The 24063-nt window shown below is 65.8% G+C and carries 24 protein-coding genes; 18 read left to right on the top strand and 6 right to left on the bottom strand.

Annotated elements, in window-relative coordinates; genetic code table 11:
* The 10 genes from TVC13_RS04835 to TVC13_RS04790 all read left to right on the top strand — a co-directional run bounded on the left by TVC13_RS04835 (position 1) and on the right by TVC13_RS04790 (position 9443).
* Complete coding sequence (locus tag TVC13_RS04835; RefSeq protein ID WP_422400098.1) at positions 1 to 618, top strand: GNAT family N-acetyltransferase; 618 nt, start codon at positions 1 to 3, stop codon at positions 616 to 618.
* Between the two features lie 97 nt (positions 619 to 715).
* The gene (locus TVC13_RS04830; protein ID WP_422400097.1) at positions 716 to 1672 is read left to right on the top strand and encodes a hypothetical protein; all 957 of its coding nucleotides are present in this window, start codon (positions 716 to 718) and stop codon (positions 1670 to 1672) included.
* Between the two features lie 8 nt (positions 1673 to 1680).
* Positions 1681 to 2946: a phosphotransferase gene (locus tag TVC13_RS04825; protein ID WP_422400096.1), complete on the top strand. Its 1266-nt coding sequence runs from the start codon at positions 1681 to 1683 to the stop codon at positions 2944 to 2946.
* Between the two features lie 70 nt (positions 2947 to 3016).
* On the top strand, positions 3017 to 3940 hold the full coding sequence (locus tag TVC13_RS04820; protein WP_422400095.1) for an N-acetylglucosamine kinase: 924 nt from the start codon (positions 3017 to 3019) through the stop codon (positions 3938 to 3940).
* A complete protein-coding gene (locus tag TVC13_RS04815) occupies positions 3937 to 4398 on the top strand; it encodes an NUDIX hydrolase (protein WP_422400094.1) in 462 nt (153 codons plus the stop codon). The genes TVC13_RS04820 and TVC13_RS04815 overlap by 4 nt, the downstream gene beginning before the upstream one ends.
* Before the next feature lie 123 nt (positions 4399 to 4521).
* Positions 4522 to 5691, top strand: a complete 1170-nt coding sequence (locus TVC13_RS04810) for an ABC transporter ATP-binding protein (protein WP_422400093.1) — start codon at positions 4522 to 4524, stop codon at positions 5689 to 5691.
* A 2-nt stretch (positions 5692 to 5693) separates the two neighbouring features.
* Positions 5694 to 6386 carry an ABC transporter permease gene (locus tag TVC13_RS04805; protein WP_422400092.1) on the top strand — a complete coding sequence of 231 codons (693 nt, stop codon included), beginning with the start codon at positions 5694 to 5696 and terminating at the stop codon, positions 6384 to 6386.
* Positions 6386 to 7135: an ABC transporter permease gene (locus tag TVC13_RS04800; protein ID WP_422400091.1), complete on the top strand. Its 750-nt coding sequence runs from the start codon at positions 6386 to 6388 to the stop codon at positions 7133 to 7135. The genes TVC13_RS04805 and TVC13_RS04800 overlap by 1 nt, the downstream gene beginning before the upstream one ends.
* Positions 7132 to 8100 carry a glycine betaine ABC transporter substrate-binding protein gene (locus TVC13_RS04795; RefSeq protein ID WP_422400090.1) on the top strand — a complete coding sequence of 323 codons (969 nt, stop codon included), beginning with the start codon at positions 7132 to 7134 and terminating at the stop codon, positions 8098 to 8100. The genes TVC13_RS04800 and TVC13_RS04795 overlap by 4 nt, the downstream gene beginning before the upstream one ends.
* A 125-nt stretch (positions 8101 to 8225) precedes the next feature.
* Positions 8226 to 9443 carry a pyridoxal phosphate-dependent aminotransferase gene (locus TVC13_RS04790; RefSeq protein ID WP_422400089.1) on the top strand — a complete coding sequence of 406 codons (1218 nt, stop codon included), beginning with the start codon at positions 8226 to 8228 and terminating at the stop codon, positions 9441 to 9443.
* A 43-nt stretch (positions 9444 to 9486) separates the two neighbouring features.
* On the opposite strand, the gene TVC13_RS04785 is transcribed toward TVC13_RS04790, so the two are convergent.
* Positions 9487 to 9711, bottom strand: a complete 225-nt coding sequence (locus tag TVC13_RS04785) for an exodeoxyribonuclease VII small subunit (protein WP_152226597.1) — start codon at positions 9709 to 9711, stop codon at positions 9487 to 9489.
* A 26-nt stretch (positions 9712 to 9737) separates the two neighbouring features.
* On the bottom strand, positions 9738 to 11009 hold the full coding sequence (gene xseA / locus TVC13_RS04780; RefSeq protein WP_422400088.1) for an exodeoxyribonuclease VII large subunit: 1272 nt from the start codon (positions 11007 to 11009) through the stop codon (positions 9738 to 9740).
* 184 nt (positions 11010 to 11193) lie between these two features.
* Here xseA and TVC13_RS04775 point away from each other — a divergent pair, with 184 nt between their 5' ends.
* The 3 genes from TVC13_RS04775 (at position 11194) to ychF (ending at position 14301) form a co-directional block, all read left to right on the top strand.
* A complete protein-coding gene (locus TVC13_RS04775; protein ID WP_422400087.1) occupies positions 11194 to 12018 on the top strand; it encodes a hypothetical protein in 825 nt (274 codons plus the stop codon).
* 58 nt (positions 12019 to 12076) lie between these two features.
* Positions 12077 to 13150: a 4-hydroxy-3-methylbut-2-enyl diphosphate reductase gene (locus tag TVC13_RS04770; protein WP_422400086.1), complete on the top strand. Its 1074-nt coding sequence runs from the start codon at positions 12077 to 12079 to the stop codon at positions 13148 to 13150.
* A gap of 65 nt (positions 13151 to 13215) precedes the next feature.
* Positions 13216 to 14301 carry a redox-regulated ATPase YchF gene (gene ychF / locus TVC13_RS04765; protein ID WP_422400085.1) on the top strand — a complete coding sequence of 362 codons (1086 nt, stop codon included), beginning with the start codon at positions 13216 to 13218 and terminating at the stop codon, positions 14299 to 14301.
* A 97-nt stretch (positions 14302 to 14398) separates the two neighbouring features.
* On the opposite strand, the gene TVC13_RS04760 is transcribed toward ychF, so the two are convergent.
* Positions 14399 to 15043, bottom strand: coding sequence for an NAD(P)-dependent oxidoreductase (locus tag TVC13_RS04760; protein ID WP_422400084.1), 645 nt, complete (start codon positions 15041 to 15043; stop codon positions 14399 to 14401).
* A gap of 310 nt (positions 15044 to 15353) precedes the next feature.
* Between TVC13_RS04760 and TVC13_RS04755 the strand changes: the two genes are divergently transcribed.
* The 3 genes from TVC13_RS04755 to TVC13_RS04745 all read left to right on the top strand — a co-directional run bounded on the left by TVC13_RS04755 (position 15354) and on the right by TVC13_RS04745 (position 17206).
* Positions 15354 to 15707 carry a DUF1801 domain-containing protein gene (locus TVC13_RS04755; protein ID WP_422400083.1) on the top strand — a complete coding sequence of 118 codons (354 nt, stop codon included), beginning with the start codon at positions 15354 to 15356 and terminating at the stop codon, positions 15705 to 15707.
* A 157-nt stretch (positions 15708 to 15864) separates the two neighbouring features.
* The gene (locus tag TVC13_RS04750; protein ID WP_422400082.1) at positions 15865 to 16422 is read left to right on the top strand and encodes a dihydrofolate reductase family protein; all 558 of its coding nucleotides are present in this window, start codon (positions 15865 to 15867) and stop codon (positions 16420 to 16422) included.
* Between the two features lie 76 nt (positions 16423 to 16498).
* Entirely contained in the window at positions 16499 to 17206 is a 708-nt protein-coding gene (locus TVC13_RS04745) for a hypothetical protein (RefSeq protein WP_422400081.1), read from the top strand.
* A gap of 89 nt (positions 17207 to 17295) precedes the next feature.
* Here the strand turns inward: TVC13_RS04745 and TVC13_RS04740 are convergent, their stop codons facing one another.
* Positions 17296 to 19221 (bottom strand): MFS transporter, encoded by a 1926-nt coding sequence (locus tag TVC13_RS04740; RefSeq protein WP_422400080.1) that lies wholly within the window; start codon positions 19219 to 19221, stop codon positions 17296 to 17298.
* A gap of 192 nt (positions 19222 to 19413) precedes the next feature.
* A complete protein-coding gene (locus tag TVC13_RS04735; RefSeq protein ID WP_422400079.1) occupies positions 19414 to 19980 on the bottom strand; it encodes a TetR/AcrR family transcriptional regulator in 567 nt (188 codons plus the stop codon).
* Positions 19981 to 20075: 95 nt separating this feature from the next.
* Here TVC13_RS04735 and TVC13_RS04730 point away from each other — a divergent pair, with 95 nt between their 5' ends.
* Positions 20076 to 21068 (top strand): hypothetical protein, encoded by a 993-nt coding sequence (locus TVC13_RS04730; protein WP_422400078.1) that lies wholly within the window; start codon positions 20076 to 20078, stop codon positions 21066 to 21068.
* Positions 21069 to 21265: 197 nt separating this feature from the next.
* On the opposite strand, the gene TVC13_RS04725 is transcribed toward TVC13_RS04730, so the two are convergent.
* Positions 21266 to 21877, bottom strand: a complete 612-nt coding sequence (locus TVC13_RS04725; RefSeq protein ID WP_422400077.1) for an NAD(P)-dependent oxidoreductase — start codon at positions 21875 to 21877, stop codon at positions 21266 to 21268.
* Between the two features lie 318 nt (positions 21878 to 22195).
* Between TVC13_RS04725 and TVC13_RS04720 the strand changes: the two genes are divergently transcribed.
* On the top strand, positions 22196 to 23995 hold the full coding sequence (locus TVC13_RS04720; protein WP_422400076.1) for an ABC transporter family substrate-binding protein: 1800 nt from the start codon (positions 22196 to 22198) through the stop codon (positions 23993 to 23995).
* The last annotated feature ends 68 nt before the right edge of the window (positions 23996 to 24063 follow it).

Genomic DNA, 24063 nt, shown 5'->3' with positions numbered 1-24063 from the left:
ATGCTGGGGTCGGCGATCTGGCCGGTGACGCTGGAAAGCGGCGACCTCATCCTCCGGCCGATCCGCTACCGGGACCGTACTGAATGGAATTCGGTGCGGTCCCGGAATGCTCAGTGGATTGGACCATGGGAAGCCACCAATCCGCTGCCCGGGAGCCCGCTGCCCTCCTACGCAGGGATGGTCCGCAGCCTTAACCAGCAGGCACGGCAGGACACCGCGCTGCCGTTTGTGATTACCGAGCGCCAGGGCGGGCTGCGGAGTTCACCGGTGATCGTGGGCCAGCTGACGGTCTCCTCCATCATCTGGGGATCCGCGCGCATGGCAACCCTTGGCTACTGGGTGGACCAGGCGCGTGCCGGCCGGGGAATTGCGCCTGCCTCCGTAGCCATGGCAACGGACCACTGCTTCCGGGTCCTTGGACTGCACCGGATGGAGATCAATATCCGGCCGGAAAACCGGCCCAGCCTGCGGGTGGTGCAAAAGCTGGGATTCCGGGAAGAAGGACTGCGGAAGCGCTACCTCCACATCGCAGGGGAATGGGCCGACCACCTTAGCTTCGCCATCACCGCGGAGGAAGTCCCCGAAGGACTGCTCGCCCGGCTGGCATCCTCACGCTGACCTCGGGTTTTGAAGTCCGGAGCTTTTCGGGTGCTGTGATTCGACACACCCTGCTCAATGCCGGAACCCATAGCTGTTTTCTCATACGGTCGTAGTTGTGGACTTCCCTCTTAACAGCTCCCTGGTCCTGGCAGCAGCCGTCGGGCTCTGGCTGCTGTGGGTTGCCCCCCAGTACCTGCATGGAAAGCAGGTGCCTGCCCCGTCCCGGGGAGGAACAGGCACCTCTGCCCTCGCAGCCAGCAGTGCCGCCACCGAACCGGACCCAAGTTCTCAGGGGAACACCATGCACAACACCAGCACCGGCGTCCAGCACACGCCGAACCCGAAGGGACGCTCCGGATCCGGAGCCGGCCCCGCTGGCCAGGCTGCCGCGGCTTCCGCTCCCGGCCCCCTGAGGGTCCGTTACGGCCGGCTGACACTGGCCATCCTTGGCCTGGTCTTCACGCTCACCGTCCTGGCCGGAGGCGCTGCTGCCCTTTTCGGTGCCGTGTCCGGCTGGATCCCCGCCGGTGCCGCTCTGGGTGCCGCCGCCGTCGTCGTTTCCCTGCGCAGCCTGGCTGTGCGGGACCAGCGCGCCCGCCGCGCCCGCCGTGAAGCAGCCGCCGCACGGCAGGTCCCGGCTCCTGCCGTGCAGGCCCCGGTGCGCAGCAACCCCAAGGCAGATGCGGTCTTTGACGCCGCAGGCGAAGACGCCGCCCGCAGGGCTGAGGCCGCCGCAGCGGCAGAACCGGCGCGTCCAGCCGCTCCGGCACCCAAGCCCGTTCCGCGTCTGACGGCAGAGGAACTGCGGGCTGCAGCACTGGCTGAAGCCGCCAAGAGCGCAGAAGCATCGTCCTGGCAGCCCGTCGCCGTCCCGAAGCCGACCTATGTGGATGCCCCGGCAGCGCCGCGGCCGGCCCCGGCCCCGCTGGCCGTCCCCGTCTCTCCCAAGCCTGTCCTGAAAACCCCCATCCGCCCCGTTGCCGCTCCGGCAGCCGGCAGCACCGCGATTGAACCTCGGCCCGCCACCGGCATCCTGAACCTGGACGACGTCCTGCAGCGGCGCCGGGCCTAACCCCGGGCATGTCTCCGAGCCGGCGCGGCCGGAGCGGAAACACCGGCCGTCCCGGATCCGGCAGTACCGCCTTCCCTGCGCGGGCCCTGCTGGAGGGCCCGGAGCTGGCCGTTCCGCTGGCCGAGCTGCTCACCCCGCACCGGCTGGTCCTGGAGTCCTGGGATCATGAGCGCACCTTTGACCGCCCCGGCGCCGGCGTCACCGCCCTCTGCCGGGTGGTCGCCCTGGACCCCGCAGGGGCAAGGACCAGTCTCTATGCCGGCATAACGACGGCGCCTGCCGCTGTCCGGGGACCGGTGCTGCGGACCTCTGCCGCCGGGACCCCGCTCTTTCTGTGGCTCCATCCCCACGATCCGCTGCTGCCGGACCTGCCGTGGGCACTCTCGCCGGAGCAGATCGGGCAGCAGGTGTTCGGAGGTGCAGACAGCGCAGGCGTGAGGCTGAAGGTCACCGGCTACCGTCCCCTTCGGAGGGCAGTTGTCCAGGCAACAGCCGGGCAGTCGCAGGCCTACATCAAGGTGGTGCTCCCCGGCCAGGCAGAAGGCCTCCGGCAGCGGCACGAACTTCTCGCAGCATCAGCCGTTCCTTCCCCTGACCTGCTGCCCGGAGCCGAGGGCCGCAGCGCCGTCGTTTTGGCTGCCCTGCCGGGAGAACCGCTGGTGCGGGAGCTTGCCGCCGGAACCAGCCGGATCACGGCCGCGGACCTCACCGGGCTGCTGGACGCACTGCCTGAATCGGCCCTGGCCCTGCGGCGCAGGCCGGCCTGGGCGGAGCGGGCACACGCCTACGGACGCGCCGCCAGCGGAGTCCTTCCCGGTCTGGAGGCACGGATCCATCAGGTCTCCGCCGGGATCGCAGCGCTGGTGGCGGACCTTGACCCGGGGCCCGTGGTACCCGTCCACGGAGACTTCTATGAGGGGAACCTGCTCACAGCCGGCGGCCGGATCACCGGGCTGCTGGACGTGGACGGTCTTGGGCCGGGACACCGGATCGATGACCTGGCCGGTTTCCTGGGACACCTGGCCGTGCTGGCACGTCTTTCGCCTGAATCCGCACTGCCCCGCCAACTCGAGGCTTTCCAGGGCCCCTTCGAAACTGCGGCGGTACAGGCCGGCAGCTCGGCGCCGGCATTGAATGCGCGCGCCGCGGGAGTGGCACTGAGCCTGGTATCCGGGGCCCGGGCCGGGCAGCTGGACAGGCAGGCCAACGCCGAGCGCAGGCTCGCTGCTGCAGAATCTCTCCTGGAGCGTGCCCGGCAGGGTCCGGGCGCCTGATCCGGCCTGCCCGGACGCCAAATGACTTTCCAATATCCGGTGAAGCTTCTCCTCTGCGTAGGCTAAAGGAATGCAATCGAGCACCAGCGCATCCAGCCCCGGCCCAACCACGTCAATCACAGCCATCGGCCTCGACATCGGCGGCAGCAAGACCCACGGAATCCGGCTGGAGGGGCAGGCCGTTGCGGCGGAAGCCGTCAGCGGAAGCGCGAATGTGCAGAACGTTTCCCGCGAGCAGGCCCGCCACAACCTCGCCGAGATCTTCGCGGCGCTGGGGACCGCCGGCGTCACCCGGGTGATCGCCGGGTCCGGGGGAGTGGACACCCCCCAGGACGCCGCGGCGCTGGGTGAGCTGATCCTCGAACACGTACCGGGCGCAGACGTGACCGTAGTCCATGACACCCGGCTCATCCTTGCGGCGGGGGAGGCCCCCGACGGGATCGGGCTGATCGCCGGCACCGGGTCCGTGGCCTGGGGAATGACACCGGGCGGTGAACAGGCCCGCTCCGGAGGATGGGGCTACCTGCTGGGCGATGAAGGCAGTGCCTACTGGATCGGCCGGGAAGCAGTGCGCCACACCCTGCGCCTGCATGACCTCGGCCAGCAGCCGGACCGGCTGGCGGCCGAACTGCTGCTAGCCGTGGGCGTTGAAGCCCCGGATACGCTGATCGCCCGGTTCCATGCCGGTACCGGCAGGCGCTACTGGGCATCCATGGCACGGGTGGTGTTCGACGCCGCGCAGGAAGGCCATGCGCCCAGCCGCAGCATCATTGCCACGGCGGCCCGTGATCTGGCGTCACTGGTGGCCGACGTCGCGGCCCGGCTTGGCATTCACGGCCCGGTGGTAGTCGGTGGGGGAATCGGGGTGCACCAGCCGCTGCTGCAGGAACTGCTGCTGGCCGGGCTGTCCGCCCGTGGCCTGGGGGATATCCGGTTCCTGGACCAGGACCCGGTGTTCGGCGTCCGCTACCTGCTGCAGGGCGAAGCCGCATGAGTGAGCGCCCCTTCGACGTGCGGGTCGGCGCCTACGCCGTGGTGGTCCGGGACGGCCGGATTCTGCTGGCGCACTGGAACCAGCACGGTAATTCCGCCTGGACACTTCCCGGCGGAGGCCTTGAATACGGAGAAGACGCCCCGACGGCCGCGGTGCGGGAAGTCCGCGAGGAAACAGGCTTCAAGGTGGAGCTCCAGGACCTGCTGGGAGTGGACAGCCACTTTGTGCCGGCGGAACGGCGGATGCGTGGAGAGGGGCGGATGCTCCACGCCCTGCGGGTGATCTACCGGGCCCGGGTTACCTCCGGGACCCTGGTCAGCGAAGCAGCCGGCAGCACCGACGAGGCAGCCTGGTTCCCGCTGGACGAAGTCGCCGGCCTGGAGCGTGTGGGGCTGGTGGACGCTGCCCTGCAAATGCTTGCCGCAGCTCCGGAAAGCGGCACTGCGCCCCTACGCTAGGCGCGTAACCCGGCCGCCCGCTGGACTCAGGGCACGGTAACACATAGCTTAATTCCACGGCTTGTAAGCATACTGCCGTTCAATTCACCCGCGAGCCCGTCGCACCCACCCACGGAGGCAGCCATGTCCATCCCGGACACCGCAGCGGCCCGGCAGGATTCCGCCGAGCCCATGATCAGCTTCCGCAATGTCACCAAGTCCTACACGAACTCCGGCTCCGCAGCCGTGGACAACCTCTCCCTGGACATCGCCAAGGGTGCCATCACGGTGTTTGTGGGTCCCTCCGGCTGCGGAAAAACCACGTCCCTGCGGATGATCAACCGGATGGTGGAACCGACGTCGGGCACCATCCACGTCGACGGCCAGGATGCAGCGAAGACCGCGCCCTCGGCCCTGCGCCGTTCCATGGGTTACGTAATGCAGTCTTCCGGACTGCTGCCGCACCGCAGCGTGCTGGACAACATCGCCACGGTGCCGCGACTGAACGGTGTGCCGCGGAAACAGGCGCGGGCCCGGGCAGCTGAACTGCTCGACGTCGTCGGCCTGGATTCAGCGATGGGCAAGCGGTATCCCGGCCAGCTCTCCGGCGGGCAGCAGCAGCGCGTCGGCGTGGCGCGTGCCCTGGCTGCTGATCCGCCCGTGCTGCTGATGGATGAGCCGTTCAGTGCCGTCGACCCGGTGGTCCGCAGCGAACTGCAGCAGGAACTGCTGCGCCTGCAGCGCGACCTCGCCAAGACGATCGTGTTCGTCACCCATGACATCGATGAAGCAACCGTGCTGGGGGACAAGGTGGCGGTCTTCGCCGTCGGCGGCCGGCTCGCCCAGTTCGACAGCCCCGAAGGAATCCTGCGCGCTCCCGTTGATGACTTCGTCGCCGGTTTTGTGGGACGCGACCGCGGCTTCCGGCACCTCGGATTCCAGGCCGGAGGCGGTGTGCCGGTGCATCCGGTCCAGACCCTGGACCCGGTAGCCCTGGCCGATCCATCCGTTCTGGTCCACAGCGGCTGGGCACTGGCGGTCGACCAGGCTGCTCGGCCGCTGGGCTGGGTGCCGGCGTCGAACCGGGAAAGCGTAACGTCCCCGGCGCAGCTGGTGCCCGGCGGGTCACTGCACCGGCGCGGCGAGAGCCTGCGCAGTGCCCTTGATGCGGCGCTGTCCTCGCCTTCCGGGCTGGGTGTGGTGGTTGACGACGCCGGCGCGGCAGCGGGGATCGTCCGGGCCGGTGAAATCTTCGAACTGATTGAGGCCGCGCGGCTGCGCCGCGGCAAGGCCCTGCACGGCTCGGCGGTCTGAGCATGGACTGGTTCTGGGCCAACACTGAGATGATCTCCCGGCTTACCGCACTGCACCTGTTCCAGGCAGTGGTGCCGCTGGTGCTTGGCCTGCTGATCGCCGTCCCGCTCGCACAGTTTGCCCGCCTGCACCGGTTCGCCGGGGGAGCGATCCTTGGCACCTCCGCCATCCTGTACACAATCCCTTCCCTGGCGTTGTTTGTCCTGCTGCCGGTGATCCTGGGGACACGGGTCCTGGACATCACCAACGTGGTGGTTGCGCTGACCATCTATGCCGTGGCGCTGCTGGTCCGCTCCACCGTGGACGCACTGAACTCCGTGGACGACGACGTCCGCCAGGCTGCCACAGCCATGGGCTACCGGCCGCTGCGCCGGTTCTTCGCCGTCGACCTGCCGCTGTCCCTGCCGGTCCTGTTCGCGGGGCTGCGGGTGATCTCGGTATCCAACATGTCCCTGGTCAGTGTTGGTGCACTGCTTGGCATCGACAGCCTGGGACGGCTTTTTATGGACGGCCTGTACCGGAACTTCCCCACTGAAATCGTGATCGGCATCGCCCTGATCCTGCTGCTGGCGCTCGTGCTGGACCTGATCCTGGTGCTGGCCCAGCGCCTGCTGACGCCCTGGAGCCGGACCGTCAAACAGGGCGGACCGAAACTTCCGGTGAACACTGTCGAAGCACAGACGGCGGCAGGCTGATGGATTACTCAAGCGACAACGTCCTGGTCCAGATGTTCGAGTGGCTGACGGCCGAGAGCTCCTGGACGGGCATCGGCAGCATCCCGCAGCGGATCCTGGAGCACCTGGGCTACACGGCGCTCGCGGTCGGGATTGCCGCCCTGATTGCCATCCCGCTGGGCCTGTACATCGGGCACACCGGCCGCGGCCGCGTCGTCGTCGTCTCCGGTGCCGGCATCCTGCGCGCCCTGCCCACCCTTGGGCTGGTGTTCCTGTTCGTGCTGCTGGCAGGCATCGGCCTGATGCCGCCCATCTGGGCGCTGGTGCTGCTGGCCGTTCCGCCGCTGCTGGCCGGTGTTTACGCCGGCATTTCCTCCGTGGACCGCACCGTGGTGGACGCAGCACGTGCCATGGGGATGAATGAATTCCAGATCCTGTTTCGGGTTGAACTGCCCAACGGCTTCAAAGTCGTCTTCGGTGGTGTCCGTGCCGCCGTGCTGCAGGTCCTGGCCACCGTCTCGGTGGTGGCGTTCATTTCGCTGGGCGGACTGGGCGTGTACCTGATCGAGGGAACCCAGCTGCGCGATAACGGGCGCCTTTTCGGGGGAGCGCTGCTGATCGCGCTGCTGGCCCTTGCCGTTGATTTGGTGCTGGCGGCCGTCCAGCGCCTCGCACTTTCGCCGGGGCTGCGCAGCAGATCCCGGAAACCGGCCACCCACCGCCGCCGGCAGCCTTCCCCTGCCGGCCTCGCAGAAGGAACAACAGCATGAGAACACTTACCCGTCCGGGCACCCGGAAAACCCTCACCGGTGCCGCAGGCCTCACCGCGGTCCTGATGCTCGCAGCCTGCGGCGCGAATTCGGATCCGCAGAGCGTGGAGTCTTCCTCCGCTCCCACCGGTGTGGAGGATTCCGCCACGCTGGTTGTGGGTTCCGCCGATTTCCCCGAATCCCAGATCATCGCTGAAATCTACGCAGGCGCGCTGAACGCGGAGGGCATCCAGGCCACCACGCAGCCCGGCATCGGTTCCCGCGAAATCTACTACCGGGCCCTGGAAGACGGTTCGGTGCAGGTCATCCCTGACTACAGCGGAAACCTGCTCCTCTTCGCCGACACCGAGGCCACGGCACAGTCCGCCGAAGAGATCATGGACGCCCTTCCCGCAGCGCTGGAGGAAGAGTCCCCGGACATGAACATTGCGGTGCTGGAACCGGCTGAGGCAGAAAGCAAGGACGCCCTGGTGGTCACCCAGGCCACCGCCGAGAAATACGGCCTGACTTCGCTGGAGGACCTCGCCAAGGTCTGCAGCGAGATCACCATTGCTGCGCCCACCACCTTCCAGGAGCGTGCCTACGGGCTGCCCGGCCTGAAGGAAAAGTACGGCTGCGAGCCGGCCGGCTTCGAAGCAATCAACGACGGCGGAGGCGAAGCCACCCTGCAGGCGCTGCTGACCGACAAGGTGCAGGCTGCGGACATTTACACCACTACACCGTCCATCGAGGAGAACTCCCTGGTGGTGCTGGAGGACCCGGAGAACAACTTCATCGCCCAGCAGGTGCTGCCGCTGGTGAACATGGATGCCGTTTCGCAGGAAGCCCAGGACGTGCTCAACAGCGTTTCCGCCGTGCTGACCACTGAGGACCTGATCGCCCTGAACCAGGCCGTCTCCGGCGACCAGAAGCAGGACCCGAAGGACGCTGCCAAGGCGTGGCTGGAGGAAAAGGGCCTGGCCTAGTCCCCGCACCCTTCCCCCTCATCGAGAGGCCAGTTACGGCTCCAATCGTCCGTGAAAGGAGCCGCAACTGGCCTCTCGGCGTAGTGGTTGGGGAGGGGCGCAACCGATTATGGCATTCTGTGTAGATGGCAGAATTCACCCAGTCGCACAAGCTTCACAACGTCCTCTATGACATCCGCGGGCCGCTCCTTGAGCATGCCCAGCGTATGGAGGCGGCGGGACAGCGCATCCTGAAGCTGAATATCGGCAATCCGGCCCCGTTCGGGTTCGAGGCGCCGGAAGCGATTCTGGTGGACATGATCCGCCACCTGCCTACAGCCCAGGGCTACAGCGATTCCCGCGGCATCTTCTCCGCCCGCACCGCCGTGGTGCAGTACTACCAGGGCCGCGGCATCCAGAACATCGACGTTGACGACGTGTACCTGGGGAACGGGGTCAGTGAGCTGATCACCATGTCCCTGCAGGCGCTGCTGGACGACGGCGACGAAATCCTGGTGCCCACCCCGGACTATCCGCTGTGGACGGCTTCCGTCTCGCTGGCCGGCGGCACCGCCGTGCACTACCTCTGCGACGAGGACAACCACTGGTGGCCGGACATCCAGGACATGGAAGAGCGGATCACTCCGCGCACCAAGGGCATTGTGCTCATCAACCCGAACAACCCCACCGGCGCCGTCTACCCCGAGTACGTGCTCCGCCAAATTGTGGATCTGGCCCGCAAACACGACCTGATCATCTTCGCCGACGAGATCTACGAAAAGATCCTGTACGACGGCGCCGTGCACATCAACGCTGCTTCACTGACCGGCGACGACGTACTCTGCCTGACCTTCAGCGGCCTCTCCAAGGCGTACCGGATCGCCGGGTTCCGCAGCGGCTGGATGACTATCTCCGGTCCAAAGCGCGCAGCTGCCGACTACATCGAGGGCATCAACCTGCTGGCCAACATGCGCCTGTGCGCCAACGTCCCGGCGCAGCACGCGATCCAGACCGCGCTCGGGGGTTACCAGAGCATCAACGACCTGATCCTGCCCGGCGGCCGGCTGAAGGCACAGCGCGACCTTGCCTACAAGATGCTCAATGACATTCCGGGCGTGAGCGTGGAGAACGCCGAGGGCGCGCTGTATCTGTTCCCGAAGCTGGACCCCGAGGCCTATCCGATCGAATCGGATGAGATGTTCGCGCTGGACCTGCTCAAGCAGCAGAAGATCCTGGTCTCGCACGGCACCGCGTTCAACTGGATCCGCCCCGACCACTTCCGGATGGTCACGCTTCCGGCGCTGGAAGACATCGAAGACGCCATCTCGCGCCTGGCCGAGTTCCTCAGCACCTACAAGCCGTAACCGGCAGCGCCTCTGCCTGCCGGCTGCGGCGGGCAGGGGCGGCTTAGGCCTCGCGGGCTGCGCGGGCAGCTTCAAGGCGCTCCCGGGCGCCTTCAAGCCAGGACTCGCACCGGGTGGCCAGCGCTTCGCCGCGCTCCCAGAGGGCGAGTGACTCCTCCAGGCTGGCGCCGCCGGCCTCGAGCCGGGTCACCACGGCCACGAGTTCGTCGCGGGCCTGTTCGTAGCTCATGGCCTCAATGTCTGCCGGCAGGGCTGCTGCTTCGTTCATGCTGTTCTCCTAAATTGAAAAGTCGGTTAGCGCTGTCCGGTGGCGACGGCACCAAGCTCGCCGGCAGCCACCCGGATGCGCAACTGGGCATCGGCCTCAACGGCGGCCGCGTCGCGGACCACGGAGCCGTCGGCAAGCTGCACGACGGCGTAGCCCCGGTCCAGGGTTTTCTGCGGTGAGAGGGCTCGCACCTGCGCCCGCAGGTAACTGATTCGATCGGCGTCGCGCCGGACCTCGGAGCGCATAGCCGAATAGGCGCGGTCCCGCAGGCGGGTGACGTCCTCGGCCCGGGTGGCCAGCATGGTCTCCGGGGCGGAGAGGACCGGCCGGGTGCGGATGTGCGCCAGCCGGTCTGTTTCCCGGCTGAGCATGAGTTCCATGATCCGGCGCAGCTGGGAGCGTGCCGTGCCGATCCGCGCGAGTTCCTCGCCGACGTCGGGCACAATCCGCTTCGCCGCATCCGTGGGGGTGGAGGCGCGCAGATCCGCTACCTCATCAAGCAGCGGACGGTCAGCCTCGTGTCCGATGGCGCTGACCACCGGGGTCTGCGCCGCGGCGACCGCCCGGATCAGGTCCTCATGGCTGAACGGCAGCAGGTCCTCCAGCGATCCGCCGCCACGGGCAATGACAATCACGTCGACCTCGGGCATGGCATCCAGGGCAGCAAGGGCGCGGGTCACCTCGGCGACGGCGTTCACACCCTGCACGGCTACCTCGCGGACTTCGAACTCCACCGCAGGCCAGCGCAGGGCAGCATTGCGCATAACGTCCTTCATCGCATCGGAATTACGTCCGGTGATGAGGCCAATCCGGCCGGGGAGCAGGGGAAGACGCTGCTTGCGGGACGCCGCGAACAGGCCCTCGGCTGCGAGGGCCTGGCGCAGGCGCTCGATCCGGGCCAGCAGGTCTCCAAGGCCCACCGGCCGGATATCCCGGGTCTGCATGGAGAGCCGGCCCGTCTTGACCCAGAAGTCCGGTTTGATCAGGGCCACCACCCGTGCTCCGCGTTCCAGCGGCAGCTCCAGCCGGTTCATGACCGTGCTCCAGACCGTCAGGGACAGCGAAACCTCCGCATCGACGTCGCGCAGGGTGATGAACGAGGCATTGGAGCGGCGGTTCAGTTCTATGACCTGCCCCTCCACCCAGGCGGCGGGGGCACGGTCGATGTACGCCTTCAGGTTCTTCGACAGCAGGGCCAGCGGCCACGGATTCTCCGGAGACGTCAGGGCAGCCGTGGGCGCAAGGGTGTTGCCGGCATCCGTCTGGCCCGGTTCCTGCGCTCCTGCGTCATTCTGCATTTCTTCGCACTCCTGTTGGTCCAGCGGCGGGCCGGTTCCATACCGGCACCGGTCCTAAGGTTATTGTCTATCAGGTGCCTGGGACACATCGTGTTCAACGCCGGCGGACCGTGGACAACGGCCGCTGGACGGGCACCGGGCTACTCCGCTGGGTCCGGCTCCGCGGAAAGAGAATTGGGGAACTATGCGCACATTCGGTTCAGCGATCCTGGCCCTGGCAGCCCTGCTGCTGGCAGGTGCCGCGGTATGCAGTGCCTGGCTGGCCCAAAACGCAGTGTCCTCGCAGGGTTTCTCCCAGCTGGCGCAGCCGCTGGGAGAAGATGAGCCGTTCAAGGCGGAGCTCTCTTCCGCACTGGCCGCACAGGCCAGCGCATCGGTCAGCGACGGCCTGCCTGACGGACTGGCAGCGCTGGTGGAGCCGGTGGTGGAGCGGGTGGTCTCCGGGTTCCAGCAGGCTCCTGGGTATCCGGAAGCGTGGACCCAAACCCTTGAGCGTTCCCACACGGCAACGTTCGACTCCGGTACGCCAAGCCTGGACCTTGGGCCGCTGCTCAACCTGGTCAGCCAGCAGGTAGCAGGTGAAATCGGCACTGAACCGGTTGACGTGGGGGAGCGGCTCCTGACGGTGTCCGGAGTGGACCGCAGTGCGGAACTTGAAACACTGACCCGGTTCGCTGACTCCTGGCCGCTGCTCGCTGCAGCGGCAGTGCTGGCCGGCTTGCTTGCCCTGCTCCTTGCCCGACGCCGTTCCACAACGTTCGCGCTGCTCGGTGCCGGCGCGGCTGTCCTGGGCGGTGTCCTGTGGCTGGCTGCCGGTGCCGCTGCAGCGATTGTGGAGGGACAGACCCCGGCGAACCCTGTAGCTTCCACTTTCGTCGACGGCCTGATCCCGCTGGCCCAGTCCAGCTTTCATTCCTGGCTGCTGGTCCTGATTATCGCCGGAGCCGTGGCCTTCGCCGTCGGACTGGTGTTCCGTCTGGTGGCAGGATCCCGCCGGGCTGTGCGCTGACAGCGGACTCAGGCCCTGGGGAATCGGGGCCTGGCAGACCAGCGGCTAGCATGGAGTCATGACCAGCACAGCCGTTTCCGTGCCGATGCCCACCGTCCCGCGCCGCCGCCGCAGCCCTGAAGAGGTTGCTGCTGCCGCGCCGGTGTCCGGAGCGCGCCGGGTCCTGCTTGCCGCCCCGCGCGGCTACTGCGCCGGCGTCGACCGTGCCGTGATCGCCGTCGAAAAGGCGCTGGAACACTACGGCCCGCCCGTTTACGTGCGCAAGCAGATCGTGCACAACCTGCACGTGGTCAGCACGCTGGAAGAGCGCGGTGCCATCTTCGTCGATGAGACGGACGAGGTGCCGGAAGGCTCCCTGCTGATTTTCTCCGCCCACGGGGTCTCTCCCGCCGTCGTGCAGTCTGCTGAAGACCGCGGCTTGCGCACCATCGACGCCACCTGCCCGCTGGTCACCAAGGTCCACCGCGAAGCCGTCCGCTTCGCCCGCGACGACTTTGACATCCTGCTCATCGGACACGAGGGGCATGAGGAAGTCGAAGGCACCTACGGCGAGGCGCCGGAGCACATGCAGATCGTCAACGGACCCGAAGACGTGGACAAGATCCAGGTCCGGGATCCGGACAAGCTCATCTGGCTTTCCCAGACCACCCTGTCCGTGGACGAGACCATGACCACCGTGAAGCTGCTGCGGGAAAAGTTCCCGAACCTGCAGGATCCGCCCAGCGATGACATTTGCTACGCCACCTCCAACCGCCAGGCGGCGATCAAGAAGATCGCCCCGGACGCGGACCTGGTGATTGTGGTCGGCTCGGCGAACTCCTCGAACTCCGTGCGGCTCGTTGAGGTTGCCCTTGAATACGGCGCCAAGGCTTCCTACCGGGTGGACTTCGCCAATGAGGTGGACGAGTCCTGGTTCGAAGGTGTCTCGACCGTGGGCGTGACCTCCGGTGCCTCGGTGCCGGAGAACCTGGTCCAGGACGTACTGAATCTGCTGGCCGAGTACGGCTACGGCGAGGTCGAGGAAGTCGTCACGGCGGAAGAGGACATCATCTTCTCCCTGCCCAAGGAAATCCGCGCCACGCTCAAAGCCATGGGGGATTCCTCCCGCGGTCTTGGTGGCCGCCGCTCCTAACCCGTTTCCCGGCACCGCGGTGCCGGGTTCGGCTCTGACGGCCTGCCCCGGTAACATTTACTAACGTGGCTCTTACTATTGGCATCGTCGGCCTGCCCAACGTCGGCAAATCAACCCTGTTCAATGCGCTGACCCGCAACAACGTGCTGGCGGCGAACTATCCGTTCGCCACGATCGAGCCGAATGTCGGCGTCGTATCCCTGCCGGATCCGCGGCTGGCAAAGCTCGCCGAGATCTTCGGTTCGGCCCGCATCCTGCCCGCAACCGTGTCCTTCGTGGACATTGCCGGCATTGTGAAGGGCGCGTCGGAAGGCGAAGGCCTGGGCAACCAGTTCCTTGCCAACATTCGCGAAGCCGAGGCCATTGCCCAGGTTATCCGCGTGTTCGATGATCCCGATGTGGTTCATGTGGACGGCAAGGTTGATCCGCGCTCGGACATGGAGACCATCAACACCGAACTGATCCTCGCGGACCTCCAGACCCTGGAGAAGGCCATTCCGCGCGTGGAGAAGGAAGTGAAGATCAAGAAGCGCGACGCCGCGCAGCTGGCTGCCATGCAGGCCGCCCAGGCTGTGCTGGAGCGCGGGGACACGATCTTCTCCTCCATCGCCAGCGACAAGCTGGACATGGAGCACCTGCGTGAACTGAGCCTGCTCACTGCCAAGCCCTTCATCTACGTCTTCAACGTTGACGACGCCGTCCTGGGCAACCCGGACCGCCAGGCTGAGCTGCGCGAACTCGTTGCTCCCGCCGATGCCATCTTCCTCGATGCCAAGCTCGAAGCCGACCTGGTGGAGCTGGACGAGGAAGAGGCCCGCGAGATGCTGGAGATGAGCGGCCAGGAAGAGTCCGGCCTGGACAAGCTGGCCCGCGTTGGCTTCCACACCCTGGGCCTGCAGACGTATCTGACTGCCGGTCCGAAGGAAACCCGTGCCTGGACCATCCGCAAGGGCGACACCGCCCCGCAGGCTGCCGGCGTCATCCACACCGATTTCCAGCGCGGCTTCATCAAGGCCGAAGTTGTCTCCTTCGACGACCTGGTCGAGGCCGGTTCCATGGCTGAGGCCAAGGCGTATGGCAAGGTCCGGATTGAAGGCAAGGACTACGTTATGGCCGACGGCGATGTGGTGGAGTTCCGCTTCAACGTTTAGGTTTCAGGCGGTTGCTTGAGAAAGGCCCGGAATGCTGATTGCATCCCGGGCCTTTTTGCGTGTGGAGTGGCTGCCCTAGCCGGGGTCGAACGTGCTGTTAGTGGCCGACAGTGAACCTCTGGCGAGGATGCGCGTGGTTCTCGATCTCGTCGACGAAGGCAAGGGCGAAATCGGCACCTGAGATCTCCGAGGAGCCGTCGTCTTTGGCCACCAGGACGTCGCCGCCTGTCCGGTAGGAACCGGTGGCCTCGCCGGGAGCGAAGACACCAAAGAGAGCTGCCGGGCTGACATAGAACCAGTGGAGGTCCTCGGGTGCCTGCCGCAGCGCCTCGAGTACCTCGGCGTGGGCCAGGGCTTCGGGCTTCCAGTCATCGAGGAAGTCCGGGGTGTCGACCAGCCTCGGACCGCCTTCCGCAACCAGGGACGAGCCTGCGCCCCCAACGAAAGCAAGACGCGCACCGTTAGTGCGTGCGGCTTCGATCAGCGCCGGCACATACGCAGTGAGCGGAGCACCGTCAACGTCGGCTCCGTGCACTGCCACAACGAGGACATCGGCGTCGGCGGCAGCCGCGGCGGGCACTTCCGGGGAGGCCAGCGAACCCGTGCGGTATTCGACTCCGTGCAGCGGCTGTTCCGGTGCATTGCGGGAGTAGGAGATCACTTCGTGCCCGCGGGAAGCTGCCTCGCGGGCAATGTGTCCGCCCGCGTAGCCGGTTCCGCCGAAGATAACTACTCGTGCCATGTGCGTTCTCTCCTTGCAGTAGGGACCGGCAATTCCCCGGCGAAGATGGAACCCGCCGCCGAGTCCACCTATTCCCTCCCGAAAGCTCCTCATCGGGTGGGAATCAGGAGGAACAACCGGTGGCTTCCGCGCAGGGGCAAAGTTATCCTGTTGCCGGTGGCCCGCCACCGAATGCGCTTCCACGTGAAGACCACGTGAATCATCGCGGAGAGGCCTGGCTTCCCAGGACACGTCCCGATGGAGTGCGGCGCATTAATGCGCCAGCTTCATTGCACCGATGCCGAGGCATCGGCTGACGAGAGGACGCGAAATGTCATCGAAAGACGAGAAAAACCTGGCCCAGGTCGTGGATAAGATCGCGGGCATGCATGAGCCGCAGCGCGGACTAATGCAGCAGGTCCATAACGTCATCATGGACGCGGCGCCGGGGCTCAAACCGCGCATCTGGTACGGCATGCCCGCGTATGCCACATCCGCGGGTTCCCCGGCGCTGCTGACCCTGCGCAACGATGAACGCCTCAATCTGGCCGTCACGGAGAAGGCACGGTTCCGGCCAGCCGGCGGGTCGGACGGCACGCTTATGCCTGCCGCCTGGTACTTCGAAACCATCGACGCCGAGACGGAGAAGCGCATCGCTGAGATCGTCCGCTCAGTTCTCGACTAGGACGGGTAATGCCCTCCGCCGGCGTCGTTACGGAACGAAACGCCGTCGGCGGCGGGCTGCCCCTCATCCCACGAATGAGAGGCCTTCGCGCCGCGACTGGGCCGGCTGGTTGCCTAAACGGATTGCACGCGGGAGCCGACCGCCGGAGAATCACTCTATGGGCGCTCTGACCTTCAGCTACAACGTCACCCTGGACGGCTGCGTAGATCATCAGGAGGGGATTGCCGACGACGAGACCCACACGCATTACACCCGGCTTCTGGATGAGAGCGGTGCCATGCTGTGGGGGCGCACCACCTACGAGCTGATGGAGGGCTACTGGCCGCTGGTCGCTCACGGAGAGGTGGAAGCGCCGGAGGCAATCCGCGAGTGGGCGCTCACGCTGGAGGACAAACCCAAGTACGTAGTGTCCGCAACGCGCAGCGATTTCCCGTGGAACAACAGCCACCGCCTCAAAGGCGACCTGCGCACCGCGGTGCAGGAGCTGAAGGACCAGACGCCCGACGGCGTGCTCCTCGGCAGCGGCAAGCTCGCATCGGCGCTGGACCGGCTGGACCTCATCGACGAGTACAGGTTCCTGGTCCACCCGATGATCACCGGGCATGGCCCCACCCTCTACGGAGGTCTGCTCGACAGCGCTCGCCGCCTGGAGCTGATTTCAGCCGAGCCAATGAGCAACGGCGCCATCATCGTGCACTACCGCCGGGCAGGCTGAGCAGCGGCAGTTATTTGACGCGTGCCGCGGCGCCCGGCAAGGATCAGGGGATGGGGAAACAACCGGCGGCGGCACTATGAGCATCTACTCGTTCCACCTCGCCGCCTTGCCTCCGCTCGCTGCTGCCGGAGCAATGGTGCGCCAGCTCAAAGCCCCCGGCCTGGTTCACGCCGAAGTGTTCGCAGGAATGGAGCTGGGAGCACCGATAGTTTCACCGCGCCGGATGCAGCTGAAGCGCACGGCCGTGTTCGCGCACTGGGAAGACGAACGGTCCCTGACGGACTTCCTCACCGGGCATCCGTTTGGCAGGAAACTGGACCAGGGCTGGCACGTCCGGCTGCAGTTCCTGCGCCGCTGGGGGAAAGTCAGCGAGTTCGCCGAGCTGCCGGAATCCGCAGAATCAGCCAACCCGCACGAGCCGGTAGTGGCCGTGACCCTGGCCCGCCTGCGCCTGCCGGAACTGCCCCGCTTCATCCGGTGGGGCCGTCCCGTGGAAATCCAGATCCGGGACCACCCAGAGGCGGCGCTGGCCATGGCCGGCATCCGCCTGCCCCGGACAGTTTCAACCTTCTCCATCTGGACCAGCACCCGGGCGATGACCGGCATGGTTTCCGGGAGGGATGCCGGGGAAGGCGCACGCCGCCATACCGAAGCGATGACCGAGCGGGAACGCCGGGACTTCCACCACGAATTCACCACGCTGCGCTTTCGGCCGTTGTCCGAGCACGGATCCTGGCAAGGCCGGAGCGATTACATCCCATGGCCTGCCCCATCCAGCCGCTGACGCCGCGCCCTCGCCGGACATGAAGGTTAAAACAGCAGCAGGCCGGACTCGCAGTGGGTCCGGCCTGCTGCTGGCTAACGACTGCGGGACTACGCCGGTGTGCGGACGTCAGCCTCACTGCGTGAACGCAGGTACGTGGCGATCGCCAGGCGGTTGATAGCCGACCGGCTCACGATGCCAATGGGACGGGAATCTTCGCCCTTAACCACCGGAACCTTCTTGAGCCGTGCGTCCGACAGTGCAGCCACAGCGTCACTGACCAATGCGCCGGCGTCGAGCGTGACGACGTCGTGCGTTACGAGCCGCATGATGTTCAGGTTCGCGAGATCGGACATTGCCTGTTCCAGATCGTCCGCAGCGCCGATCGCGTAGGAGTAGATCGACGTCGAGGACGGATGGGCCGCGGAGAGGTAGCGCAGCACATCGCCGTCGGACAGGAAACCTGCCAGCGTGCCGTCCGCGTTGAGGACCGGTGCACCCGAGATGCCGCGCTCGGCGAAGGTCTGCAGGGCGTCAAGGACGCTCGCGTCCGAGGACAGGGCGTAGACGTCGGACTTCATGATCGACTGGACGGTGTCTGCCGGAGCCTGTTCGTTCTCCGCGGTGCGGCGCGAGCGCACCGAACGGTAGGCCAGGAACGCGAGGAGAATACCGAGGAGCGACGTGGCAACCACCAGGGCGACGGAGCCGTGGAAACCGGCCAGCAGGGAATCACCTTCACTGATCCCGGACTCGATGTTGGACGCAATGACGGCGCCGTAGATTCCGGTAGCGAGCGAGGTGCCCACGCAGCCGGCGATCTGGAAGCTGGTTGAAACCACCGTGACGCCGTGCGGGCTGGTCTCGCGGTCCAGGTTGGCGAGCGCGAACGTCTGGGACGGCCCGACGACGAATGCCGTGGCCAGCACTGCCGGGACGTAGAGCAGCCCGAAGATCCAGACCGAGCCCTGTCCGGCAGCGACCCCGACGAGCGTCACGAAGATTGCCATGACAAGGAATCCGAGGGGAATCGACCAGCGGCCGCCGTGGCGGTCGAACAAGCGGCCGGCGATCGGCCCCATCCCCACGGTCAGCAGGATGCCAGGTGCAAGGGTCAGCGAAGCACCCAGCGGCGGCATCTCAAGTGCGCCCTGCAGGAACAGGGGAATGACCACGTTCATGGCGAAGACAAAGATCAGGCCGAGCATGGTCATGAGCACACCAAACACAAAAGGTGCGCTGGAGAACGGGCGAAGATCGAGCAGCGGATTCTCGATTCGGCGCTGGCGGAGAATGAACAGCCACATGGCGAGCAGGCCAACGACGCCGGCAACACCTGCGTAGAGGGCAGATCCCTCGAAGGCGCTGGAGACGCCGTAGAGGATGCCGACGAGGCCGACAGCAACGAGGATGAAGGACAGGATGTCCAGAACCGGCCGGCCCAGCTCGGTGACGTTCCGCAGGACGATCGCACCGGCGAGCAGCACTGCGTGGGTGAGGCCGCCGAAGACCCACATCAATGTGGTCCAGGGGGCGACGGTCAGAATGGCACCGGAAAGAACGATCGCCAGCGACGGGCCGAGCGTGGTCATGGCAGCCATGATGCCCATGTTGAGGCCAAGCTTCTCGCGCGGGGACACCGCCAGCGTGATGTTCATGCCGATGGGGGTGAGCAGGCCGGTTCCGATGGCCTGCAGCAGACGTGCGATCAGCAGGACTTCGAAACTGGGAGCCAGGGCGCCCACCACAGAACCCAGGACCATGATCGCGACGACGGCGACGAACAGCGGTCGGGTGGGGAACCGGTGGTACAGGACGTTGGCTACAGGAACGAACACAGCGGCGACGAGCAGGTAGCCGGTGGTCAGCCACTGAACGGTGCTGACCTCGACGCCGAAGTCCTGCATGATCGGCGTGAAGGCTACGTTGAGGAACGTCTCGTTGAAGGTGGCGAGGAACGCAGCGGCCGCAGCGACCGCGATCATCCCGCCTGCACGATCCTTGACATTCGGACGGGAAATTGAAGAGGGCGCCATAGAGTCTCCTGACAGTCGGCGGTGTGGAGGCGATCGACCGTGCCGTGTCAGAAGGTACTTATTGAAGTGCCCCGCGTGTCGTGTCATCGATGCCGTGGTGGCCTGAGGCCGCATCAATTCTAGCAGGCTGCGGCTACGGAGCTCCGTTTCGGGTGCCGGGCAAGGCCCCTCTGCCGTTCCGCGAGGCCGGATTCAGACCCCGCTGCTCCAGAGGAAGTAAGCCTCAGCGAGCTGTCCGGGTACGTCGGGCGCGGCTCCCCGGATGGCGGAGACCTGCGGACGCGTGATCGTCGCGACGGAAACGATGACGTCCAGCGCGGAGAGCGTCTCCCTCACTGCCCCGTACTGCTTGAGCTTGGCGAGTACGCCGTTCAGGGCATCAAGTGCCGGCTGCTGGACCTGTGCCAGGGGAGACGCTGCCAGATCCTGGGCAGCTCCGGCCTGCAGCGCGAGCCCGTCCGTGAGCGCACCCAGATTCATCGCCGTGAGGCTGGACAGCAATTCCTTCCAAGCCCCGGCCGGGTCAGCATCCAGACTGCGCTGTGCCTGATCCACAGCATGGATGATCTGTTCCACGGTGTCCTGGACGACAGCCCGGACCAGGTCCTCGCGTGAAGGGAAGTTGCGGTACAGGGTGGCGATACCCACGCCGCTGGCTGCTGCGACGGCTTCGAGTGCTACATCGCCGCCGCGCTCAGCAAAGACGTGTTTGGCATGGCTAATGATCGCTTCTCTCCGACGTGCGGCGTCAGCCCTCATTCCGGCTCCTTCCAAATTGACTTCCAGTCTAAACCGGAGGAATATCATCCGGTGGATACGGAGGAAATTCCTCCAGATAGGAACATTTGAAGGACATGACAGCTCAAGTGCCGGCAACCGGCTCCCATCGCAAACACGCAGCCATTTGGGCGGGCCTGACCGTCGGACTCTCAGTCATCCTGCTGGCCCTGCTGATGCTCTTCATCTCTCCCTCGCTCCTCTCGGGCCCGCGTGATCTGGGTCTGGGTGTTGTCGGGTCGCAGGAGAAGGCCGCCTCGGTCTCGGAAACCCTCGAGGGCCAGCAGCCGGGAGCGTTCGTCGTCCGCGCCTATAACAACGCCGAGGACCTTGAGCAGGGCATACGGGACCGGGAAATCGTCGGCGGTTTTGACTTCTCCGACCCGGAAGACATGCAGGTTTACGTGGCAAGTGCCGGCTCAACGGCTGTTTCGGGCACCATCAGCAACGTAGGTGCCACCATGGCCGGAGCTGAGGGGCAGACAGCAGAGGTTGTGGATGTGGTGCCGCTTCCCGACGCGGACCCCACCGGCGTCGGTATTGGCGGTCTCGCCTTCCCGCTGGTGTTCGGCGGCATTGTGCCCGCCGTCGCGTTCCGCTCGATGCTCTCCGGCAAGCGCTGGTGGATCTTTGCCGGCCTTACCGGGTTTTCGGTCGCGGGCGGGTTCGTCGTTGCCGCTGTCCTGAAGTATCTGTTCGGCAGCATTGAGGGTCCATTGGTCCCGGTTGCCGCCAGCGTTGCCCTCGGCATTGCGGCACTGGCACTGCCGCTGGCCGGCCTCAATGAGTGCTTCGGAACGAAGGGCTTCACTATCGCCGCCATGTCCATGATGTTCGTGGGCAACCCATTTGCCGGCATCGCCACCAGCGCCCAGTGGCTTCCGGCCGGAGTGGCAATGATCGGGCAGCTCCTGCCGCCCGGAGCGGCGGGCACGCTGGTGCGGGCCGTGGCCTATTTCGACGGCGCCGGGGGAGCGGGTGCCGCACTCACCCTTGGAGTGTGGGTCCTGGTGGGGATTGTGCTGTGGTTTGCGGGCCCGAAGCTCAAAGGAGCACAGGCCAAGAACTAGGGCCGGCGGCTGCGCCTCAGTTCGTGCCAGGCCGCAGCCCCCAAGCCAAGAGACCAGATGCTCCACAGTTTCTCGGGGCGGGAGGGCGAGATTGCGTTGGCCACTGTCCCTACGGCACCAAGACCGGTGCACGCAATATAAATTGCACGCTTCACGCCGCCATGGAACCAGTGCAACGCCCCGGGGGCAAGCGCGGTTTAGCTGCTGACGCCGACCGCCTTGCCGACGGATGCGGGATCTTCAAGCAGTTCGAGCATGCAGGCCGCCAAATCGGCGCGGGGAATTGAACCGCGCAGGGTGCCTTCCTGCGAAGTCTGCAGCGCCTGCCAGGAACCGGCCGGTTCCTTGTCCGTAAGGCCGGTGGGCCGGACGATTGTCCAGGCCAGTCCGGATTTCTGCACAGCGGCTTCCTGCTCATTGTGGTCGGCCAGCGGCTTCGCGAGGGCAACTTTCATGGCTACGCGCAGCGGGGCAGGCATCTGCTTACCCGAGTCGCCGGCGCCCAGGGAGGACTGGACCATAAGCCGCTGCACGCCCTCCTTCTTCATCGCCTCAATAACGCTGCGCGTGACGGCGGCGCGGTGGCGGGGGTTACCCTTCGCCCCGCCCACCGTGACGACGACGGCGTCCGCACCGGCAACGGCCGAGGCTGCGGCGGAGGGATCCCCGGCGTCCCCTGTAAGCACGCGGACGCCTTCGGGACCCTGTCCGCTGCGGGAAAGGACTGTCACTTCGTGGCCTGCGGCCTGTGCGAGGGAGGCCAGCTTGGCGCCGGTTCCCTTCGAGCCGCCGATGATTGTGAGCTTCACAAGAGTCCTTTGGTGAGTGGGTGGGGCCAGGTTCCCGGCCCCACCTGAATCTTATCTCTGCCCCGAAAGGCCCTCAGAAGTGTGTGCGGGGGCACAATAGCCCCTCTAACTACCATCAGACCAGAGCAGTTGTCGTAATGATAATTTTCAGGTTGCAAACGTGTAACAACCGTGTCGCGTCGGGAACCAAGTTACGGGCCAGTAGCAGTCCGCGGTCTACTCTCTTAGTCATATGCGACGAGGCACGCAGGATCTGCGCTGCCCGTGATTCCGGTAATCCCGCCGGAGACAATGACGCACTGAGAAATAGGAGGCGGAATGCGTTTTGCACGTATTTCCAAAGCAGTGGGTGTGGCGGCTGTTGCTGCTCTCGCACTGAGCGCCTGTGCTGCGAATCAGGGGACCACCGACAACGGTTCATCTGACAGCGAGAGCACCGGCGGTTCTGTCCGCGTTGTGGAGGTTAACGCCTTCAGCTCGTTCAACAGCAACACAGCGAACGGCAACGTCGATATCAACGGCAAGATTGCGTACGCCACGCATTCCGGGTTCAACTACATCACCGATGAACTCAAGGTTGAGCCGCTGGAAGACTTCGGCACCTACGAAAAGGTCTCCGAGGATCCCCTGACGGTTAAGTACACCGTTAACGAAGGCGTGAACTGGTCCGACGGCGAGCCCGTCGACGCCGACGACCTCATGCTCCTCTGGGCCGTCAACTCCGGCCACTTCAACGACGCCACGCTGAACGAAGAAGGCGAGACCGTTTCCGGTACCACCTACTTCGACTACGCAGGCGATACCTCAGGCCTGAGCCTGACCGACGTTCCCGAAATCGGCGACGACGGCCGCTCCATCACCATGACCTACTCCGAGCCCTTCGCGGACTGGGAAGTTGCCTTTGGTGCCATGACCGACGGCGGCGTCAGCACCCCGGCGCACGTTGTTGCCGAGAAGGCCGGCCTGGCCGACGGCGACGCGCTGATCGAACTGATCCAGAACACGCCCGCCGGCGACCCGGCGAACCCGGCTCCGGTCAACGAAGAGCTGAAGGCAGTTGCCGACTTCTGGAACACCGGCTTCGACACCAAGTCGCTGCCCTCGGACGCCTCCCTGTACCTCTCCAACGGTCCGTTCATTGTCTCGGAGATCGATCCCGAGAACTCCATGACGCTGACCCGCAACGAGGACTACAACTGGGGTCCGGAGCCCAAGATCGACGAGATCATCGTCCGCTACATCGGTGATGCTCCCGCCCAGGTCCAGGCGCTGAAGAACGGTGAAGTGGACATCATTGCTCCGCAGGCTTCCGCCGACACCGTGGAGCAGCTTGAAGCCATTGACGGTGTAACCATCAACTCCGGCAACCAGCTCTCCTACGACCACGTTGACCTGAACTTCTCCGGCGTCTTCGCTGACGAGAACGTGCGCACCGCCTTCATGAAGGTCATCCCGCGCCAGGCAATCGTTGACTCGATCGTCAAGAAGCTCAACCCGGATGCAGCTCCGCTGGATTCGCAGATCTTCCTGTCTGACCAGGACGGCTACGAAGAGTCCGCCGCCAACAACGGCTCCTCCGAATATGCTGAGGTTGACGTCGAAGGCGCCAAGGAACTGCTTGCCGGCGCCACCCCTGAAGTACGCATCATGTACAACAAGGACAACCCCAACCGCTCTGACGCCTACACGCTGATCGCACAGTCTGCGTCCGAAGCCGGCTTCAAGGTCGTCGACGGCGGCCTGGGTGCCTCTGACTGGGGCTCTGCCCTGGGCACCGGCACCTACGACGCCTCCATCTTCGGCTGGATCAACTCGGGTGTCGGCGTGACCGGCGTACCGCAGCTCTTCAAGACCGGCGCCGCGTCCAACTACAGCGGCTTCTCCAACCCCGAAGCTGATGCCCTCATGGATCAGCTCATCCTGGAAACCGATGTTGAGAAGCAGAAGGAACTGCAGATCCAGATCGACAAGCTGATCTGGGACTCCTCGTTCGGCCTGCCGCTCTTCCAGTCGCCCGGCGTTGACGCGCACAGCGACAGCATCGGTGGGATCAACTCCTACATGCCGAACCAGACCGGTGTCTGGTGGAACTTCTGGGAATGGGAAGTTCTGGACTAATTCCTAGCCTAAACAGCTAAGCAATACCCGCAGGGCGCGCGGGGCGCGCTGCGCGCCCCGCCCGCGGC

This window comes from Arthrobacter sp. 3Tela_A (genome assembly GCF_049311025.1).
In the GTDB taxonomy this organism is placed as follows: Bacteria; Actinomycetota; Actinomycetes; order Actinomycetales; family Micrococcaceae; genus Arthrobacter_B.
Note: the sequence above shows the minus strand (reverse complement) of the source record. Positions and strands in the feature narration are given on the sequence as shown.

Excerpts from the sequence above, each read along its gene's own strand:
- TVC13_RS04835 (WP_422400098.1), top strand. The coding sequence starts at position 1 with ATGCTGGGGTCGGCGATCTGGCCGGTGACGCTGGAAAGCGGCGACCTC.
- TVC13_RS04825 (WP_422400096.1), top strand. The coding sequence starts at position 1,681 with ATGTCTCCGAGCCGGCGCGGCCGGAGCGGAAACACCGGCCGTCCCGGA.
- TVC13_RS04820 (WP_422400095.1), top strand. The coding sequence starts at position 3,017 with ATGCAATCGAGCACCAGCGCATCCAGCCCCGGCCCAACCACGTCAATC.
- TVC13_RS04815 (WP_422400094.1), top strand. The coding sequence starts at position 3,937 with ATGAGTGAGCGCCCCTTCGACGTGCGGGTCGGCGCCTACGCCGTGGTG.
- TVC13_RS04810 (WP_422400093.1), top strand. The coding sequence starts at position 4,522 with ATGTCCATCCCGGACACCGCAGCGGCCCGGCAGGATTCCGCCGAGCCC.
- TVC13_RS04805 (WP_422400092.1), top strand. The coding sequence starts at position 5,694 with ATGGACTGGTTCTGGGCCAACACTGAGATGATCTCCCGGCTTACCGCA.
- TVC13_RS04800 (WP_422400091.1), top strand. The coding sequence starts at position 6,386 with ATGGATTACTCAAGCGACAACGTCCTGGTCCAGATGTTCGAGTGGCTG.
- TVC13_RS04795 (WP_422400090.1), top strand. The coding sequence starts at position 7,132 with ATGAGAACACTTACCCGTCCGGGCACCCGGAAAACCCTCACCGGTGCC.
- TVC13_RS04790 (WP_422400089.1), top strand. The coding sequence starts at position 8,226 with ATGGCAGAATTCACCCAGTCGCACAAGCTTCACAACGTCCTCTATGAC.
- TVC13_RS04785 (WP_152226597.1), bottom strand. The coding sequence starts at position 9,711 with ATGAACGAAGCAGCAGCCCTGCCGGCAGACATTGAGGCCATGAGCTAC.
- xseA (WP_422400088.1), bottom strand. The coding sequence starts at position 11,009 with ATGCAGAATGACGCAGGAGCGCAGGAACCGGGCCAGACGGATGCCGGC.
- TVC13_RS04775 (WP_422400087.1), top strand. The coding sequence starts at position 11,194 with ATGCGCACATTCGGTTCAGCGATCCTGGCCCTGGCAGCCCTGCTGCTG.
- TVC13_RS04770 (WP_422400086.1), top strand. The coding sequence starts at position 12,077 with ATGACCAGCACAGCCGTTTCCGTGCCGATGCCCACCGTCCCGCGCCGC.
- TVC13_RS04760 (WP_422400084.1), bottom strand. The coding sequence starts at position 15,043 with ATGGCACGAGTAGTTATCTTCGGCGGAACCGGCTACGCGGGCGGACAC.
- TVC13_RS04755 (WP_422400083.1), top strand. The coding sequence starts at position 15,354 with ATGTCATCGAAAGACGAGAAAAACCTGGCCCAGGTCGTGGATAAGATC.
- TVC13_RS04750 (WP_422400082.1), top strand. The coding sequence starts at position 15,865 with ATGGGCGCTCTGACCTTCAGCTACAACGTCACCCTGGACGGCTGCGTA.
- TVC13_RS04745 (WP_422400081.1), top strand. The coding sequence starts at position 16,499 with ATGAGCATCTACTCGTTCCACCTCGCCGCCTTGCCTCCGCTCGCTGCT.
- TVC13_RS04740 (WP_422400080.1), bottom strand. The coding sequence starts at position 19,221 with ATGGCGCCCTCTTCAATTTCCCGTCCGAATGTCAAGGATCGTGCAGGC.
- TVC13_RS04735 (WP_422400079.1), bottom strand. The coding sequence starts at position 19,980 with ATGAGGGCTGACGCCGCACGTCGGAGAGAAGCGATCATTAGCCATGCC.
- TVC13_RS04730 (WP_422400078.1), top strand. The coding sequence starts at position 20,076 with ATGACAGCTCAAGTGCCGGCAACCGGCTCCCATCGCAAACACGCAGCC.
- TVC13_RS04720 (WP_422400076.1), top strand. The coding sequence starts at position 22,196 with ATGCGTTTTGCACGTATTTCCAAAGCAGTGGGTGTGGCGGCTGTTGCT.